13 protein-coding genes are annotated in these 15,507 nt (G+C 35.4%); 7 read left to right on the plus strand and 6 right to left on the minus strand.

The features are described from left to right. Window positions 1-26 precede the first annotated feature (26 nt). Entirely contained in the window at window positions 27-173 is a 147-nt protein-coding gene (locus tag COO03_RS26795; protein WP_154724631.1) for a hypothetical protein, read from the plus strand. Window positions 174-225: 52 nt separating this feature from the next. Here the strand turns inward: COO03_RS26795 and COO03_RS02060 are convergent, their stop codons facing one another. Then, window positions 226-1,617, minus strand: coding sequence for a peptide MFS transporter (locus COO03_RS02060; protein WP_097894817.1), 1,392 nt, complete (start codon window positions 1,615-1,617; stop codon window positions 226-228). A 673-nt stretch (window positions 1,618-2,290) separates the two neighbouring features. Between COO03_RS02060 and COO03_RS02065 the strand changes: the two genes are divergently transcribed. Both COO03_RS02065 and COO03_RS02070 read left to right on the plus strand, forming a co-directional pair. Continuing rightward, entirely contained in the window at window positions 2,291-3,481 is a 1,191-nt protein-coding gene (locus COO03_RS02065; protein ID WP_097894818.1) for a glycine C-acetyltransferase, read from the plus strand. Window positions 3,482-3,526: 45 nt separating this feature from the next. Further along, window positions 3,527-4,492 carry an L-threonine 3-dehydrogenase gene (locus COO03_RS02070; RefSeq protein WP_097894819.1) on the plus strand — a complete coding sequence of 322 codons (966 nt, stop codon included), beginning with the start codon at window positions 3,527-3,529 and terminating at the stop codon, window positions 4,490-4,492. A 121-nt stretch (window positions 4,493-4,613) separates the two neighbouring features. Here the strand turns inward: COO03_RS02070 and COO03_RS02075 are convergent, their stop codons facing one another. The 3 genes from COO03_RS02075 to COO03_RS02085 form a co-directional block, all read right to left on the minus strand. Next, window positions 4,614-6,497, minus strand: a complete 1,884-nt coding sequence (locus COO03_RS02075) for a vWA domain-containing protein (protein ID WP_097894820.1) — start codon at window positions 6,495-6,497, stop codon at window positions 4,614-4,616. Window positions 6,498-6,500: 3 nt separating this feature from the next. Then, a complete protein-coding gene (locus COO03_RS02080) occupies window positions 6,501-7,394 on the minus strand; it encodes an ATP-binding protein (RefSeq protein WP_097894821.1) in 894 nt (297 codons plus the stop codon). A gap of 152 nt (window positions 7,395-7,546) precedes the next feature. After that, window positions 7,547-9,076: a cardiolipin synthase gene (locus tag COO03_RS02085; protein WP_097894822.1), complete on the minus strand. Its 1,530-nt coding sequence runs from the start codon at window positions 9,074-9,076 to the stop codon at window positions 7,547-7,549. Between the two features lie 150 nt (window positions 9,077-9,226). Between COO03_RS02085 and COO03_RS02090 the strand changes: the two genes are divergently transcribed. Together COO03_RS02090 and COO03_RS02095 are read left to right on the plus strand one after the other, a co-directional pair. Further along, entirely contained in the window at window positions 9,227-9,442 is a 216-nt protein-coding gene (locus tag COO03_RS02090) for a hypothetical protein (RefSeq protein ID WP_097894823.1), read from the plus strand. Between the two features lie 78 nt (window positions 9,443-9,520). After that, entirely contained in the window at window positions 9,521-9,826 is a 306-nt protein-coding gene (locus tag COO03_RS02095) for a hypothetical protein (protein ID WP_097894824.1), read from the plus strand. Between the two features lie 122 nt (window positions 9,827-9,948). On the opposite strand, the gene COO03_RS02100 is transcribed toward COO03_RS02095, so the two are convergent. Next, on the minus strand, window positions 9,949-10,836 hold the full coding sequence (locus tag COO03_RS02100; RefSeq protein ID WP_097894825.1) for a LysR family transcriptional regulator: 888 nt from the start codon (window positions 10,834-10,836) through the stop codon (window positions 9,949-9,951). A gap of 120 nt (window positions 10,837-10,956) precedes the next feature. Between COO03_RS02100 and COO03_RS02105 the strand changes: the two genes are divergently transcribed. Then, the gene (locus tag COO03_RS02105; protein WP_097894826.1) at window positions 10,957-12,162 is read left to right on the plus strand and encodes an MFS transporter; all 1,206 of its coding nucleotides are present in this window, start codon (window positions 10,957-10,959) and stop codon (window positions 12,160-12,162) included. Between the two features lie 136 nt (window positions 12,163-12,298). Here the strand turns inward: COO03_RS02105 and COO03_RS02110 are convergent, their stop codons facing one another. Further along, a complete protein-coding gene (locus tag COO03_RS02110) occupies window positions 12,299-13,723 on the minus strand; it encodes an amino acid permease (protein ID WP_097894827.1) in 1,425 nt (474 codons plus the stop codon). Window positions 13,724-14,303: 580 nt separating this feature from the next. Between COO03_RS02110 and COO03_RS02115 the strand changes: the two genes are divergently transcribed. Continuing rightward, complete coding sequence (locus COO03_RS02115; RefSeq protein ID WP_097894828.1) at window positions 14,304-15,275, plus strand: phosphotransferase enzyme family protein; 972 nt, start codon at window positions 14,304-14,306, stop codon at window positions 15,273-15,275. Window positions 15,276-15,507 lie beyond the last annotated feature (232 nt).

Here is a 15,507-nt window from a genome sequence, read left to right on the forward strand (position 1 = left end):
TTCAGTAGTTCAATGGGAGAGATCACTTGTTCCTTAGAAGAAGAGAGGAGGGACTCATTCAAAAAATTGATACGAAGGAAATGAAAGAGGCGTGTAATCTTTTACAGTTGTTAAGAGACCGTCGCATGGTTACACATTTACTTTTGTTATTAGAAGTAGTAAAAATACAATAAGGAAGATATAAAAAGGACCCTCGTATTTGAGGGTCCTTTCTTAATGGTATTGTTATTCCATCATACGTGCAATTTTTTTAGAGAACATAAGAAGTACCAATCCTAGTACGATTACGATAATACCAATACTTGAGAACACCTCTAAATAACCTAAAGATTGTGTGTAAGCTGCTAACATCCCTGATAGCTTATTAGCAAACCCACTACCAGCTAACCATACACCCATTAATAAAGAAGCTAATTTTACAGGTGCAATTTTACTTACCATTGATAGGCCGATAGGTGATAGGAATAATTCACCTATTGTATGGAACATATATGTGATAACAATAAACAGTAAGTTAGCCTTAGCTGTAATATGAGCTTCGTCACTTCCTGTTTTTAGAACTGCTAATGTTAATGCAAGATAACCGACGCCTAAAAGAATCATACCAAGTGCCATTTTTGTTGGAACTTTTAAGTCACCATGTTTTGTTTTAGATAGTTTCGTCCATAACATAGATACAACTGGTGCTAATAAAACGATAAATGCTGGGTTAACAGATTGGAACCAAGATGTTGGAATCTCCCATCCGAAAATAGTGCGATCAACAAACTTATCTGTATAAAGAGTAAAAGAACTACCTGCTTGTTCAAAACCTGCCCAGAAGAAGACAACGAAGCAAGTTAAAATGATGATTGCCCAAGTACGGTTTTTTTCTTGTTTTGTTAAAGGTTTTTTCTCAATTGCTTTTGCATTTTTGTCTTTTGATTTTTTACCTACAACTGTTGTTCCTGCTTTACCAAGGTAACGAGGAGCTAATAGGTTAAAGAAAATCTGCCCGATAATCATACCGATACAAGCAGCTAAGAATCCATATTTATAACCCATAACCATAACGCCATCAACGCTTGTTTTAAAGAAATCTTCTGCTAGGAAACCACAAATAAGTGGTGCAAAGAAAGCCCCTACGTTGATACCCATATAGAAAATTGTAAAAGCACTGTCACGACGTGAATCATTTTCACCGTATAATTCACCTAATAGAGTAGAAATATTTGGTTTGAAGAATCCATTACCAATAACTAATAATCCTAATCCTAAAAAGAGTCCAGTTTTTGTATTCATTGAAAATAGAACAAAGTTACCAACTGCCATAATAATACCGCCAATAGTAATTGCAAGACGTCTTGGGATAAAGTGGTCAGTTAACCATCCACCAATAATTGGTGTGAAATATACAAGCATTGTAAATGTACCATAAAGTTGTACAGCGTCTGCTTTATCAAATCCTAAACCGCCACTAACAGCAGCTGTTGTTAAATAGAGTACTAAAAGTCCACGCATTCCGTAGTAACTAAATCTTTCCCACATTTCTGTTAAGAACAACAAGTATAATCCAGGTGGATGTTTTTTTGGTGATTGTTGTTCTCCAGCTTTGTCTAATTTTAAAGCTGCATCCATTTTGCTTCCCCCTAATCCTGTATAACGGATATTTATGTAATCATTTTAATTTACAAAATATTTAGAAGTCAATAGTATTATATGGAAATAGAAAGAAAATTTCTTAAATAACCTATTAAGACTTCAGCCGTTACCCTATTTTTCCCTGAAAACGAGATAATAAGCGTTTTCAGATGTAGTATTTGAATTCCAAAAGAAAATAAAATAATGATAAATCAGAAAATTCTAATTAAAACAATTCTTCTGATATAGAGAAAACACATTTTATTTACTTTTACAATATAACATATTGAGAATAAAAATACAAAAAGAAATAATGTGAAACTTCCGTGAAAGCAAAAAAAACCAGCTCTCGAAAAGGAGAGCTGGTTTAGAAAAGTATTATTTTACAAAGCGTTTTTCAATTATTGCTTAAAAAAAGAGTTACCGTTATATACTTCAGATTCTATAAATGCCCTTTTCTCAGCTCTTAAAAACATTTTTTTCATTCTATCAAACGTTTAAAGCAAATCATAGATTTCTTGTATTTAATCCTATATAATATGAAATATGTAAGCGTTTTCTTTAAACTATTTTTCTATAATAAATTTTGAAAACGTGTTAAGCTAGTAGAGGGATTATTGGCATTATTATGATAATAATCTGCTTACATGAACGATGGGGAGGCTTCACAATGTCTAGTAAAACACTCGAAAACTTTTTAGAAGAAAATTTAGAGGATTTAAAAGCAAAGGGTCTTTATAACGTAATTGATCCGCTAGAAAGTCCAAATGGACCGATCATTACAATTGGCGGGAAAGAATATATTAACTTATCTTCAAATAATTATCTTGGTTTAGCGACTGATAATCGCTTACAAGAAGCGGCAATTGGTGCAATTCATAAGTACGGTGTAGGGGCAGGGGCTGTTCGTACAATTAACGGTACTTTAGATTTGCATATTAAATTAGAAGAAACAATTGCAAAGTTTAAACATACAGAAGCAGCAATTGCATATCAATCAGGATTTAACTGTAATATGGCAGCGATTTCAGCTGTTATGGATAAAAATGATGCGATTCTTTCTGATGAATTGAATCATGCGTCTATCATTGATGGTAGCCGTTTATCAAGAGCGAAAATTATCGTTTATAAACATTCTGATATGGAAGACCTGCGTAAAAAAGCAATCGAAGCGAAAGAGTCAGGTCTTTACAATAAATTAATGGTTATTACAGATGGTGTTTTCTCAATGGATGGAGATGTTGCAAAACTGCCAGAAATTGTTGAGATTGCAGAAGAACTAGATTTAATGACATATGTAGATGATGCACACGGTTCAGGTGTACTTGGAAAAGGCGCAGGTACTGTAAAACATTTTGGTCTTTCTGATAAAGTTGATTTCCAAATTGGTACATTATCAAAAGCGATTGGTGTAATTGGTGGATATGTAGCAGGAAAGCAAAACTTAATTGATTGGCTAAAAGTTCGTTCACGTCCATTCTTATTCTCAACAGCTTTAACGCCAGCAGATGCAGCAGCTTGTATGAGATCCATTGAGATTTTAATGGAAAGCACGGAATTACATGACCGCTTATGGGAAAATGGCCGTTATTTAAAACAAGGCTTAAAAGAGCTTGGCTTTAACATTGGAGAAAGTGAAACGCCAATTACACCTTGTATTATTGGTGATGAAGTATTAACACAAGAATTCAGTAAACGTTTAAATGAAGAAGGCGTATACGCAAAATCAATTGTGTTCCCAACTGTAGCAAAAGGAACAGGTCGTGTTCGTAATATGCCGACAGCGGCACATACGAAGGAAATGCTTGATGAAGCAATTCGTACGTATGAAAAAGTGGGAAAAGAAATGGGAATCATCTAATACAATTACATCTTTTGAAAGCTTGCAAATGAGGAGTGGGGAAAAATGAAAAAAATTCTAGTAACCGGTTCTTTAGGGCAAATTGGTTCTGAACTTGTAATGAAACTTCGCGATGTATACGGTGCATCAAACGTTATTGCAACAGATATTCGTGAAACAGATAGCGATGTTGTAAAATCTGGTCCGTTTGAAACGTTAGATGTAACAGATGGTCAAAAACTGCATGATATTGCGAAACGTAATGAAGTAGATACAATTATTCATTTAGCAGCTTTACTTTCAGCAACTGCAGAAAAAAATCCGCTATTTGCTTGGAATTTAAATATGGGTGGACTTGTAAATGCATTAGAAGCAGCACGTGAACTTAACTGTAAATTTTTTACGCCAAGTTCTATAGGGGCATTCGGTCCAACAACGCCAAAAGATAATACACCACAAGATACGATTCAGCGTCCGACTACAATGTATGGAGTAAACAAAGTAGCAGGAGAATTGTTATGTGATTACTATTATCAAAAATTTGGTGTTGATACGCGCGGGGTACGTTTCCCAGGTTTGATTTCTTATGTAGCTCCTCCAGGAGGCGGTACAACTGATTATGCAGTTGAAATTTATTATGAAGCAATTAAAAAAGGTACGTACACCTCTTACATTGCAGAAGGTACATACATGGATATGATGTATATGCCAGATGCATTGCAAGCAATTGTTTCATTAATGGAAGCAGATCCAAGTAAATTAATACATCGCAACGCTTTTAATATTACCGCAATGAGCTTCGAACCAGAGCAAATTGCAGCATCTATTCGTAAGCACATCCCGACGTTTACAATGGATTACGCTGTAGATTCAGCTCGTCAAACAATTGCTAATAGCTGGCCAAACTCAATTGATGCAACAGCAGCAAAAGAAGAGTGGGGCTTTAAAGCAGAGTATGATTTAGATAAAATGACAGCTGATATGCTGGCGAAGTTAAAAAAAAAATTAGCAGCTGAGTTAGTGTTGAATTAATAGGAAGAGCCGATTCGAGAAAGTGAATCGGTTCTTTTTATTATCAGCGATTTTTAAAATATATATCGATGATTCGACAAAGTACAAATAAAAACCCAGGAGTTAGTTTAGCTCCTGGGTTCTATTCAATCGTCTTCAATAATAATCTCTTCAATAGTGGTTTAATTTTCAGTCGTAAATCTTCAGCATGATTCGCAACTAAGAAGTGGTGATTATAAATATTTTTCATTAATTGGTAAGTGGCTTCTTTTGCTTCACCTTCTTCGATGAAAATCCCGATTACTTCCATACCGCTTTTACGAGCGAGTTTAACAGCTTCATGCGTATCTAAAATACCGTCTTGCTGATAGTCTAAAGCGGATGGTTCACCATCTGTAAAGACAAGCAAGAATTTGTGCTTCTCTGGTCTTTTTGCAAGCTTTTCAGAAGCGATACGAATGATATAACCGTCACGATTATCTTCTTCTTCACGAAGTTGCATAATTTCTGGTCCAATGTTTGGAAGTGTTGAATTTTTATACGTTACAACTTCATGAATTACGTTTGGTTTATCTTCTGGTGTAGCACTAGAAGCATCTTCCCAAAAACCACTAATCGCATGTGGGATTTTTAATGATTTTAATGCTTCGTGGAACAGAACAACACTCTTTTTTGTTTCTTCCATTTTGTTATACATGGAGCCAGAGCAGTCAACTAATAGTTGAAAGGCAACGTCAAGCTCTTGTGATTCCTGCCCTTTTTTGTAAAACATACGCGGTTGCTTTTCTGTATAAATACGCAGAAACTTTTTGCGGAGTCTGCCGTAATATTTATCACTATTTGCGTTTGTTTTGTTTTCAATCGTTTTTTCAATAATTTTTTTTAGTTCTTTTACGTCCTTATTAATGACTGACTTGATGGTTTGATAGTCTTTCTTATCGTCAGCGGTTGGCTTACGAGCTTCTTTAAATGTATGAGAGGCACCAACGTTATATTTACCGTATATACCCTCATTTTGACTAGAAGCATGGGAAGATCTCGCATCTTGCGCATCTGCTTGATCAAAGTTCGACTGTGTACTTTTTTGAGAAGTACCTTGTACCGATCCGAGTGCTTGATCGCCATCTTCAGACTCACGAGCTGTATCGCCCATCATATTTGTTTTTGTACCACTTTCTAATTCAAAGCGTAAGAAGTTTTCATTTTCGCTATTTTTATTTTCACGATGCCATGTAGAGAAACTCTCATCCATTTTATTTTTATTATCATCGTCATCTACGATTTGGGTATCGTCATTTGCTAAATCCTCAGGACGCCCATTCTTTTCATCAGCAATAACAGATAAATAGAGTGGTGCATGTCCAAAGTAGTTGTTAATCATATCAGTTTCAAGAAATCCTTCTAAGCGATAACGAATTTTTTCAACAATATACATTGTATCTTCTGTATTACGTGCTTGGAATGCTTCGTGTAAAATGGCTTCAATCTGCTCAAAATATTCGTTATTAAACATTTCGTATTTATCGCTCGTTAATGAAAGATAGCATAGGCAAAATAGACGGTCACCATGATAGTTACGAACGCGGTTTATTTCATTTTGTGAGCTGAAATAATTTCGATACATTTCTTTACGTCTTCTAAAAATATGTTTTGTGCCAGGACGTAAGCCTTTCACAATTTCCTCAACCCGTAAGTCCTCTAATAGAACAAATAATTGTGTTAAAAACTTTTTAAGAGGAGATTCTTGTAATTCGATTGCATAAGAACGAATTAATGTCATGTCCGAGTAATGTTTGTTGCCAAGTGCTTTTAAAAATACTTCGCTTTTTAATCCAATTACTGTATCTTCTTCTTTTCGATCATCCCAAAAGTGACTGATGACAACCTTCTTCTCCATTTCGTCGTAATATGCTTTATAACCGTATTCCAAGTAAGCATCGTCTTCTTTTAGAAGAGCGTACATTAAATTTTCCATTTGAAGAAACAGCGACGCATCAATTTTTTTGTCACTAAAAATTTGTCTCATGAATTATCCCTCAAAGAAATAGCTTTCTGCTAATTCACGGACAGTCATTTGTTCTGTTTCATCATTTAATTTTGCGATAATGCTTCGCTCAATGGCACGCATAACAGGAATATATACACCTAAGTCACATGCGTCGATAATACCACGAATACTTGCTGCTTCTTCACTTACACGTCCATCACGAGCAAGAGGCATAAGATCACTTGCAAATGCCACAAACTTTTCAATTGTTGCAATGTCTTTTAATTTTGATTCGGATAATAATAGTTGTTTTAAAGTATCCCCTTGAATATAAGGGACTTCAATAATAACAAAACGGTTTTTTAATGCTTCATTTAGTTCACTTGTTCCAACATAACCTTCATTAATTGCGGCAATTACACGATATTCCTCATCACCGTATACGACTTGCTGTGTAAATGGGTTAGTAATCATTTTACGGTAATCTAATGCACCATGAAGAAGAGGAAGCGTCTCTGGTTTTGCCATGTTGATTTCATCGATATATAAGAAATGTCCATTTTGCATTGCTTTCATAAGAGGGCCGTCAACGAAGGAAACTTCAGATGCGCCATTGTTTGTTTTTAAAGTATTGTAGCCTAAAATACCTTCTACATCTAAATCAACAGAACAGTTAATGCTATGCATTGGTTTTTGGAATAAGGAAGAGAGCGTTTCTGCAAGGACTGTCTTACCGCTTCCAGTTGGCCCTTTTAATAGAATGTTTTTGCCAAGAAGAAGTGCTGTAATCGCATCTTCAATAATGCTGTTATCCGATGCTTTGTACATTTTTGTTCCAATTAAATGTGCATTTTCACCAGCTGCTTGCTTATTTTTCTCGTGAATTGTTGCTAATTGCTGCTTTAAATCAGCATGTATATGAAATTGTTCTAACATGTATTTCCCACCTAACATTATTTTCATAAAGTAAAACAAACACATCTTATGATAACTTGTTTTAATATGGTATGCAAAGGAAAGGGGTGGGAGGAATGCAGCATGATAAAAGAAAAAAGTAATCAAATTTGAATTGATTACTTTTTAGAAATTTACAGTAGAGGTGAAATGAGTCGCATAAAAGATTCGAGTACTCGTTTTTGAATACTTCGCTTTTGAAATGACTCCCATTTAATCTCTACAGAGTCTTTAAAATCTTGTTTAAAATCACTTTTTATATCTAAAACCGTTTTAGATTCATATAAGATTGCAATGAGCTCATAATTAAGCGCAAAGCTACGAATATCCATATTTGCTGTACCAATTGTTGCAACATCATCATCAACAAGTACAATCTTAGCATGCATAAAGCCATCTTTATAGCGGTAAATGGATGCCCCTGCTTTTAGAAGTGGTGTAAAGTATGATTGAGATGCTTGATCGCTAATGACGCTGTCACTTTTTCCAGGGTATAAAATACGGACATCCACTCCAGAGAGTGCACTTAAACGTAGTAATGTTAATGTTTCTTGATCAGGAATGAAGTATGGAGTGGCGATCCAAATTGATTTTTTTGCAGATCCCATAACTTTCAATAAGGCATTACGAATACTTGTATCATCTGAGCTCGGTCCACTTGCGACGATTTGAACGGCACCTTCTGCTTGAAGAACTCCTTGATCTGGAAAGTATTCTTTATTTATAAATTGATCCCAAGAATAAGTATTTAAATCACTAGAAGCATAGAGCCAATCTTCTAGGAAGATGGCTTGTAGTTTATATAATGCTTTTCCCTCTATTTCTAAATGGCTATCGCGCCAAATAGGAAACTTCTTTGAACGACCAAGATATTCATCGCCAACGTTGAGTCCACCTGTAAAACCAATTGTTCCATCCACAATCACAATTTTACGGTGATTACGATAATTTACTGTTTCCAGTAGCCAAGGGGAAAGGATAGGATCAAATTCAATCACTTCAATTCCTGCTTCTTTCATAGGTTGTAAGAAGTGATTTCGTAACGTATTACTTCCAAGCCCATCATAAAGAAAGCGTACGATAACACCGGATTTTGCTTTCTTTATTAATGCATCTCGAATTTTTGTACCGATTTCATCTGATCGATAAATGTAGTATTGAATATGGATATGATGTGTGGCATTTTCAATAGCTTGTATAATCTCAGTAAATGTTTCCTCACCGTTTGTTAAGAGTTTTGTTGTCGTTTCATTGGCGACAGGGCCGCCACCAAACTTTTGTATGATTTTTGTTAAATGGGCAGATCGTTCACTTAGTGGGGAAGGTATTTCTAGATCAAAACTCCGTCCATCTAAAATCTTCCGGAATAACTTTCTTTGTTCTTCTGCACGATGTAAATGCTTTGTTCTTCTCCAGCGGCTTCGCCCAAAAAGTAAGTACAATAGTACACCTATAGCTGGAAGGAGTGCTAATACTAAAAACCATGCTAATGTACTTTGTGGTGAACGATTTTCAATAAAAATAATGAAGGAAATCCCTATAACAGTGATGGGCCATAGTACACCAACAAAAGTATATAGCGAGATAACTGATTTATTTACCAAGATGAGGATAGTTACTACAATAGCTAATCCAAATAGTAATTGAACAACGCGATTTTTCATATGTATGCATTTCACCTATTCTTTCTTAAATATAAGAAGTTGTACTTTAATAGTTTTATTATAAAACATTTTATTTTTTTTACACAATATAGACATTTTGCCCATGCCTTCCGCATTTGTCCTACATAACGTATATTGTTACGTTTTTCTATGAAACGGAGCGTGAATGAATTGTATAGAGCCTATCGCCCAGTTGGAGGATTTGGGCATGGTGGCTTTGGACACCCACCATTTTTGGGCGGCGTTTTTTTTCCGGTTGTTGTAGCGGGCGTTTTACTTAGTCCTGCTTTTGATTATGGTGGGTATGGTTATCCATACTATACAGATGATCAAGAGTATCCTTATGATTCATACAGCATATATTGATGAAAAATTGAAAACAAAGGAATTGCACTGTCCTGCATGTAATAGCAAATAATTAGTAAAAAGGGAGATGTGGATAAAATGAATTATATACGAAATCATGGCGGGCATCATGGGCACAATCATGGTGGACATCATCACGGCGGACACCATCATGATCATCACCACCATCATGGAGGCGGATGGGGTGGTGCATGGGGCGGAAGTGCGTTTTTCCCAGGTAGCTTTGCAGGTGGATTGCTAGGAGGTCTTACAGCTGGAGCGCTAACAAGTGGTGGCGGGTATTATCCAGCGCCATATCCGGTATCCTATCCTTCAACGTATCCAGCGCCGTATCCAGCGCCATATCCGGCAACTTATCCATCAACACCATATCCGTATTATTAGTATGTTTTTTATTTGGGAATATGGCAAAAGTATTACGTAATAAAAACTGCTCTTATAATCTAATAAAGAGCAGTTTTTATTATGTTTATGGGATAAAAGGCACACTTTAAAATCATAAACCTTTAGGGAGTATATTCTTGGAAATGTTCTATAATAAATTCCTTAAACGTTTTTGCTGCAGGAGATAAATAATGATTGCGCGCTGTAGCTAAGGCAATGGTTCGTTCACAAGGATAGTCAGTAATTTCTAGAAAATGTAGTTGGGATTGATTAAACTCTTTGACTTTCGGTAAGATGGCTATACCAAGTCCAGCGGATACTAATCCAAAGATTGTTGCAATTTCTTCCCCCATAAACGTAATTTTAGGGTGAACTTGAAGAGATTCACACATTTGATCAAATACATAACGAAGTCCATAACCATCTTTAAAACAGATAAATTCTTCATTTCCTAGTTCTTGAAATGACACACTACTTTGTTTTGCAAGTGGATGTGCTTTTGAAACTGTCAAATATAAAGGTTCTATTCTTAATGTTTCCCATTCAATTTGTTCATGCGGGATTGGTGGAGAAGACAAGCATATGTCTGCTACTCCATCTTTTACTTTTTGTAAAAGGTTAATATTAGCTCCCTGATACATTTGAAATGTCACTTTTGGATAAATCTTTTTGTAATCAGCAACAATCTTTGGAATTGGGCGAGTGCCTAAAGTGTGTAAAAATGCAATTGAAATTTCCCCTCGATCAGGAGAAACTTTTTCCTGTATTTCCGCAATACCAGTATGTAATGCACTTTGTGCTTGTTTCGCTCTTTTTAAAAACATTTCTCCGTATTTAGTTAAGGAGATTGTTTTTCCTTCTCGTATAAATAATGGTACACCAAGCTCTTCTTCTAATTTTAAGATTGAACGGCTAAGAGCAGGCTGAGACACTAATTGTTCTTTCGCTGCTTTTGTAAAATGGTTATATTTCGCGACGGCAATAAAATTTTCAATTTGATGCCATTCCATATCGTCTTCTCCTTGTCATGCGTTTTTGTTATTGATATGATGCAAATTATAAATTAGACACATAGATAAAGGAAGCGTAGCATAAAGAAGGTAGTTTTGATAGGAAAAGAGGAGATTGCAATGACTTATATCCAAAAAGGAACAAAGACATATACAAATGCTAGCATAGCATTGTTTCTTGGCGGATTTGTTACATTTGCTACGCTGTATGCAACGCAACCATTATTGCCTATATTAGCAAAAGAGTTTCATGTTTCCGCAGCAGCAGCAAGTATAACATTATCTATTACAACAGGTACAATGGCAATTATGATGCTGATTGCAGCATCAATTTCAGACGTAATTGGTCGAAAACGTATCATGATATTATCCATATTCTTGACCTCTATAATTGGGACACTGACAGCATTTAGTCCTAATTTTATCACGCTTGTTTTATTAAGAGGATTACTCGGGGTATGTATAGCAGGTTTGCCTTCTATTGCAATGACTTATATTGGAGAAGAATTTGAGCCAAGTGGATTAGGAAAGGTTATGGGGCTCTATATTTGTGGAAATGGGATAGGAGGGATGACTGGTCGTATTTTTATTGGCATTGCAACGGATCTTTCGTCATGGAGAGTTGCATTAGGGTTACTTGGGATTATTACGGTCATCTGTAGCATTCTATTTTGGCGTACATTACCTACTCCAATGAACTCTAAGAAAAAAGCAGTTCATGTTCGCTCCATGTGGAATGCGTATACAATACATTTTAAAAACAAACAATTAGTGGCAACCATCTTACTTGGGTTTACACTTATGGGTAGCTTTGTCACACTGTACAATTATATTGGATTTCTATTACAGGAACCGCCGTATTCATTAAGTCAAACGCTCATTGGATTTTTATTTATTGTATATGTGATAGGAACGTTTAGCTCTGTATTTATGGGAAAAAAGGCAGATCAATATGGTAGAACATTTACACTTATGGTTTCGATTACGATTATGATGATAGGAGCATTAGTGACACTCGTTCCAAGCCTTATTATAAAAATTATTGGTTTATCCATTTTTACATTTGGTTTCTTTGGAAGTCATTCCATTGCTAGTGCATCGATTGAAAAATATGCAGATATAAATAAAGCACAGGCTGCAGCATTGTATTTATTATTTTATTATCTAGGTTCAAGTTTTGTTGGTTCATTTAGTGGTTACTTTTGGGAGCATTTCCATTGGATTGGGGTCATTTCATTAATTGTGATGTTGTTAATGGGAGGACTTTCTCTCGTTTTATTAACCCGAAAAGAGTATCAGATGGAACATCATAAAGTGAAACTTTAATCAGTGGGGGATTCTTCATCCACAACTGATTATTAGCCCTCACCAAGCGAGGTAAAAGTCATTAATTGAAAAAAGAAGCTGTGAGCGAACCATCTATTGTATTTGGATGGTGCTGACAGCTTCTTTTGTATTCGTATTAGCTTACTTTGTTATTCGGTTGTTCTGAAACGGGAGTAGAGGAATTTTTCATCAAAATTGGATAAAGAATAAGTCCTAGTACAAATAATCCAATTCCTAAGAAAAATGTTTTTAAATCAGCAGTTCCAGTTTTGATAACCCAAATAGAATATAGAAGTGCAAGTAAGGTAATGATTCCATCTTTTACTCGAGATCCTGGTGTTATATCGTATGTTTCCCCTGTAATAACTAGTTTTAATTGATATAAGGTAGAAACAAGGTATGGAATTAAATAAGCTAAAGTTGCAACAACAATGGCAAAACTATATGCTTCTGAAACAGTGCCAGAGATTGTTGAAAATAAGAAAATTTGCGTCATAATATTTGTAACTAGCAGTGATTTTGAAGGACTGCCTTTTTTATTTGTTCTTCCAAAAAATTTCGGGAAAATTCCATTCTTTGCCGCTTGATAAGGTACTTCTGAACTAACAACAATCCAGCCGACAGTAGATCCGAATAATGATACAAGTGCAAGGAATGCCATAATGTAAGCACCTTTATTACCGATTGCTAAGTTTAAAGCATCTACCAATGGTTTTTGAGACTCTTTTAAAGCATCTTGCGGAAGAGCACCCATTGTTAGTAATGTAATTGCCATGTAAATAAGAAGTGCAATAATTAATCCGAAAATCGTTGCTTTTTTCACATCACGCTGTGACTTTGCACGGTTAGACAACATAACAGCTGATTCAATTCCGATAAATGCCCAAAGTGTTGTGATAGCGGCAGAATTTATTTGTCCACTTAACGGGATTGATTTCCCTGCTTCATTCATAAAAGTTTGACCATCACCGAAATTAGAAGCGTTAAAAATAAATAATGTAATAACGATGAACATTGTAAATCCGATAATCTTTGCGATTGTTGCAAGGAGATTCATGTTTCCGGCTCTATCGATGTTTTGAGAAAGAATATATTGAATGCCCCATAATATAATACTACATACAGCAAAGGTTAATCCCTTTCCAAGTTCCAATGAAAAACCGCTTATTGAAAAAAGAACTTGCTTACTTTGTAAAACTGGGAAGAATGTAGATAAATATCCTGCAAAGGAAATGATAACAGAAGCAGTTGCAGCCCAGTTCGCAGCCCAATATCCCCATGCCATGCTATATCCAGCAACTTTCCCTGCTTTTTGAGAGGGAAACATTGCCTGTGCGTAACTTTGCGGTCCGGCCTTTAGCTCCGGTTTACGTACTGCAAGATTTCCGAATACAAGTGCAATCATAAATACACCAAGACCTGTAATACTCCAGGCAAGTGTAGATCCCATTGGGCCTGATACTTGTGCTAAATTTGCTGGAAGCATAAATACGCCGCCTCCAACCATATTACCAACAACGAATGCTGTTAAAATCCATAAACCCCATTTTTTTGTTTCCATAATTGTCGATCTCCTTTGTAGTAGTTTTGCTTATTCAGCACTTTTTTACTAGCGTTTTTACAAACAAAAAAGAGCCATGTAGATAAAAAATACCTACATGGCTCTTTGCCTAACGTAGGTACAACGGGAATAACCCTTGTACCTACGCGTAATTTTTTCCGCTAGGTTTCAAGGGTTTACGTATGATGATGATGTTTTTGTGCAAATGTAACTATAGTTGTATAAGTAAGCATAGTTCTTTGCTCCCTTTCTCCTCTGATTTTGAAGTTAGTATACTACATGTTTTTTAGAATGAAAAGAAAAATATAAAATTTTTTATAAAAATGCGGATTGTCGACTAAATATTTATATTCATTTTACTTTTATTGGAAAAAATGAATAATCAGCAGTTGATCGTAATGCAAGGAGAATTCTAAATGATAAGTAAGTATGAACAAATTGATACTGAGATCAGCAATTCGGTTGATAATCTTCAATGAAAAGAAGGCTGTAAAATTCCATCTGAAACAGAATTGATGAAGCAGTATTTCTCACATTTATGTCGAATTAAGTAGAGGAATACATAAAGGAGGGACTACATATGGAAATAGCTGTAGAACGAGTTTTCACCAATGAAATTTTAGAAGAAGCAGCAAATGTATTTCATGTTAAGGTGGAAGAAACTCCGCTTGGAGATTTTGAAAACTATATTTTTCGTGCAGAGGATGAAAAGGGAGGATCTTATGTACTAAGATTGACGCACTCTTCTCATCGTTCTAACAAGCAAGTAGAAGCGGAACTACATTTTTTACGCTATCTTGGAGAGAACGGAGCTAAGGTTGCGGGACCACATGATTCAAAATCTAAAAAACTGGTAGAAGAGATACAAGTAGCAGACGGAACTTTCTTTTATGCTTCTCTTTTTTCATATGCAAAAGGAGAAAGCGTAAAAGACGTAACATCTATTTATTGGGGAGAGAATTTATTTGAAGCGTGGGGAAAAGCAATTGGTCAACTCCATCGTCTTACAATGGATTATCCTAAAACAGAATACCGTGATACATGGGACATAGACGAAAAAGCAATTATTGGGGAATTAGAGGATAAACAAGTAAAAAAGATTGCATATGCATTAATTGATAAGATAAAGACGCTGCCGATAGAAAAGGAAACTTTTGGACTTATGCACGGTGATATTCACCAAGGAAACTTCCATTATGATGGGAAAGAATTGACGATTTTTGATTTTGATGATGCAACTTATAATTATTTTATTCATGATCTGGCAATGGTTATTTATTATTCTGCTCTTACAACAAATGGGACAGAAGGAGAGAAAACATTGTTTGCTCGTAATCAATTAAAGGTAGTAAGAAAAGGATATGAATCTGAACACCAATTAGCAGAAGTTTGGTATGATTCGTTACCTTTATTTTTTAGACTTCGTGATATCGGTTTGTATGGCACGATTCAAAAAAAATTTAAGGGGAAAGAAATGCCGAAGAATCTTCTTGAACTATCAGAAGCGCTGTATGAACGAATTATAAATCAACAGTCGATTGTGAATATATAATACAGATATAAGAGGATAAAGTATGTAGGATAACTAATGACATAAACCCCCTCTTTTTGGGTGGGAGAGAGCATCTNNGAGCAAACGAGTGTAGGTTACTTTTATTCTGGATAGCAGGGATATAGATGTCGAAAAATTAGATTGGGAAATTTAAAGTGTAAAAGTTTTTTCTATATATACATCAATTAAAAAACGACATAAACCCCCTCTTTTTGGGTGGGAGAGAGCATCT

The organism is Bacillus sp. AFS098217 (assembly GCF_002551815.1).
GTDB lineage: Bacteria > Bacillota > Bacilli > Bacillales > Bacillaceae_G > Bacillus_A.

Bases quoted from the DNA above. Each gene is read 5' to 3' on its own strand.
- COO03_RS02060 (WP_097894817.1), bottom strand. From the start codon at position 1,617: ATGGATGCAGCTTTAAAATTAGACAAAGCTGGAGAACAACAATCACCA.
- COO03_RS02065 (WP_097894818.1), top strand. From the start codon at position 2,291: ATGTCTAGTAAAACACTCGAAAACTTTTTAGAAGAAAATTTAGAGGAT.
- COO03_RS02070 (WP_097894819.1), top strand. From the start codon at position 3,527: ATGAAAAAAATTCTAGTAACCGGTTCTTTAGGGCAAATTGGTTCTGAA.
- COO03_RS02075 (WP_097894820.1), bottom strand. From the start codon at position 6,497: ATGAGACAAATTTTTAGTGACAAAAAAATTGATGCGTCGCTGTTTCTT.
- COO03_RS02080 (WP_097894821.1), bottom strand. From the start codon at position 7,394: ATGTTAGAACAATTTCATATACATGCTGATTTAAAGCAGCAATTAGCA.
- COO03_RS02085 (WP_097894822.1), bottom strand. From the start codon at position 9,076: ATGAAAAATCGCGTTGTTCAATTACTATTTGGATTAGCTATTGTAGTA.
- COO03_RS02090 (WP_097894823.1), top strand. From the start codon at position 9,227: ATGAAACGGAGCGTGAATGAATTGTATAGAGCCTATCGCCCAGTTGGA.
- COO03_RS02095 (WP_097894824.1), top strand. From the start codon at position 9,521: ATGAATTATATACGAAATCATGGCGGGCATCATGGGCACAATCATGGT.
- COO03_RS02100 (WP_097894825.1), bottom strand. From the start codon at position 10,836: ATGGAATGGCATCAAATTGAAAATTTTATTGCCGTCGCGAAATATAAC.
- COO03_RS02105 (WP_097894826.1), top strand. From the start codon at position 10,957: ATGACTTATATCCAAAAAGGAACAAAGACATATACAAATGCTAGCATA.
- COO03_RS02110 (WP_097894827.1), bottom strand. From the start codon at position 13,723: ATGGAAACAAAAAAATGGGGTTTATGGATTTTAACAGCATTCGTTGTT.
- COO03_RS02115 (WP_097894828.1), top strand. From the start codon at position 14,304: ATGGAAATAGCTGTAGAACGAGTTTTCACCAATGAAATTTTAGAAGAA.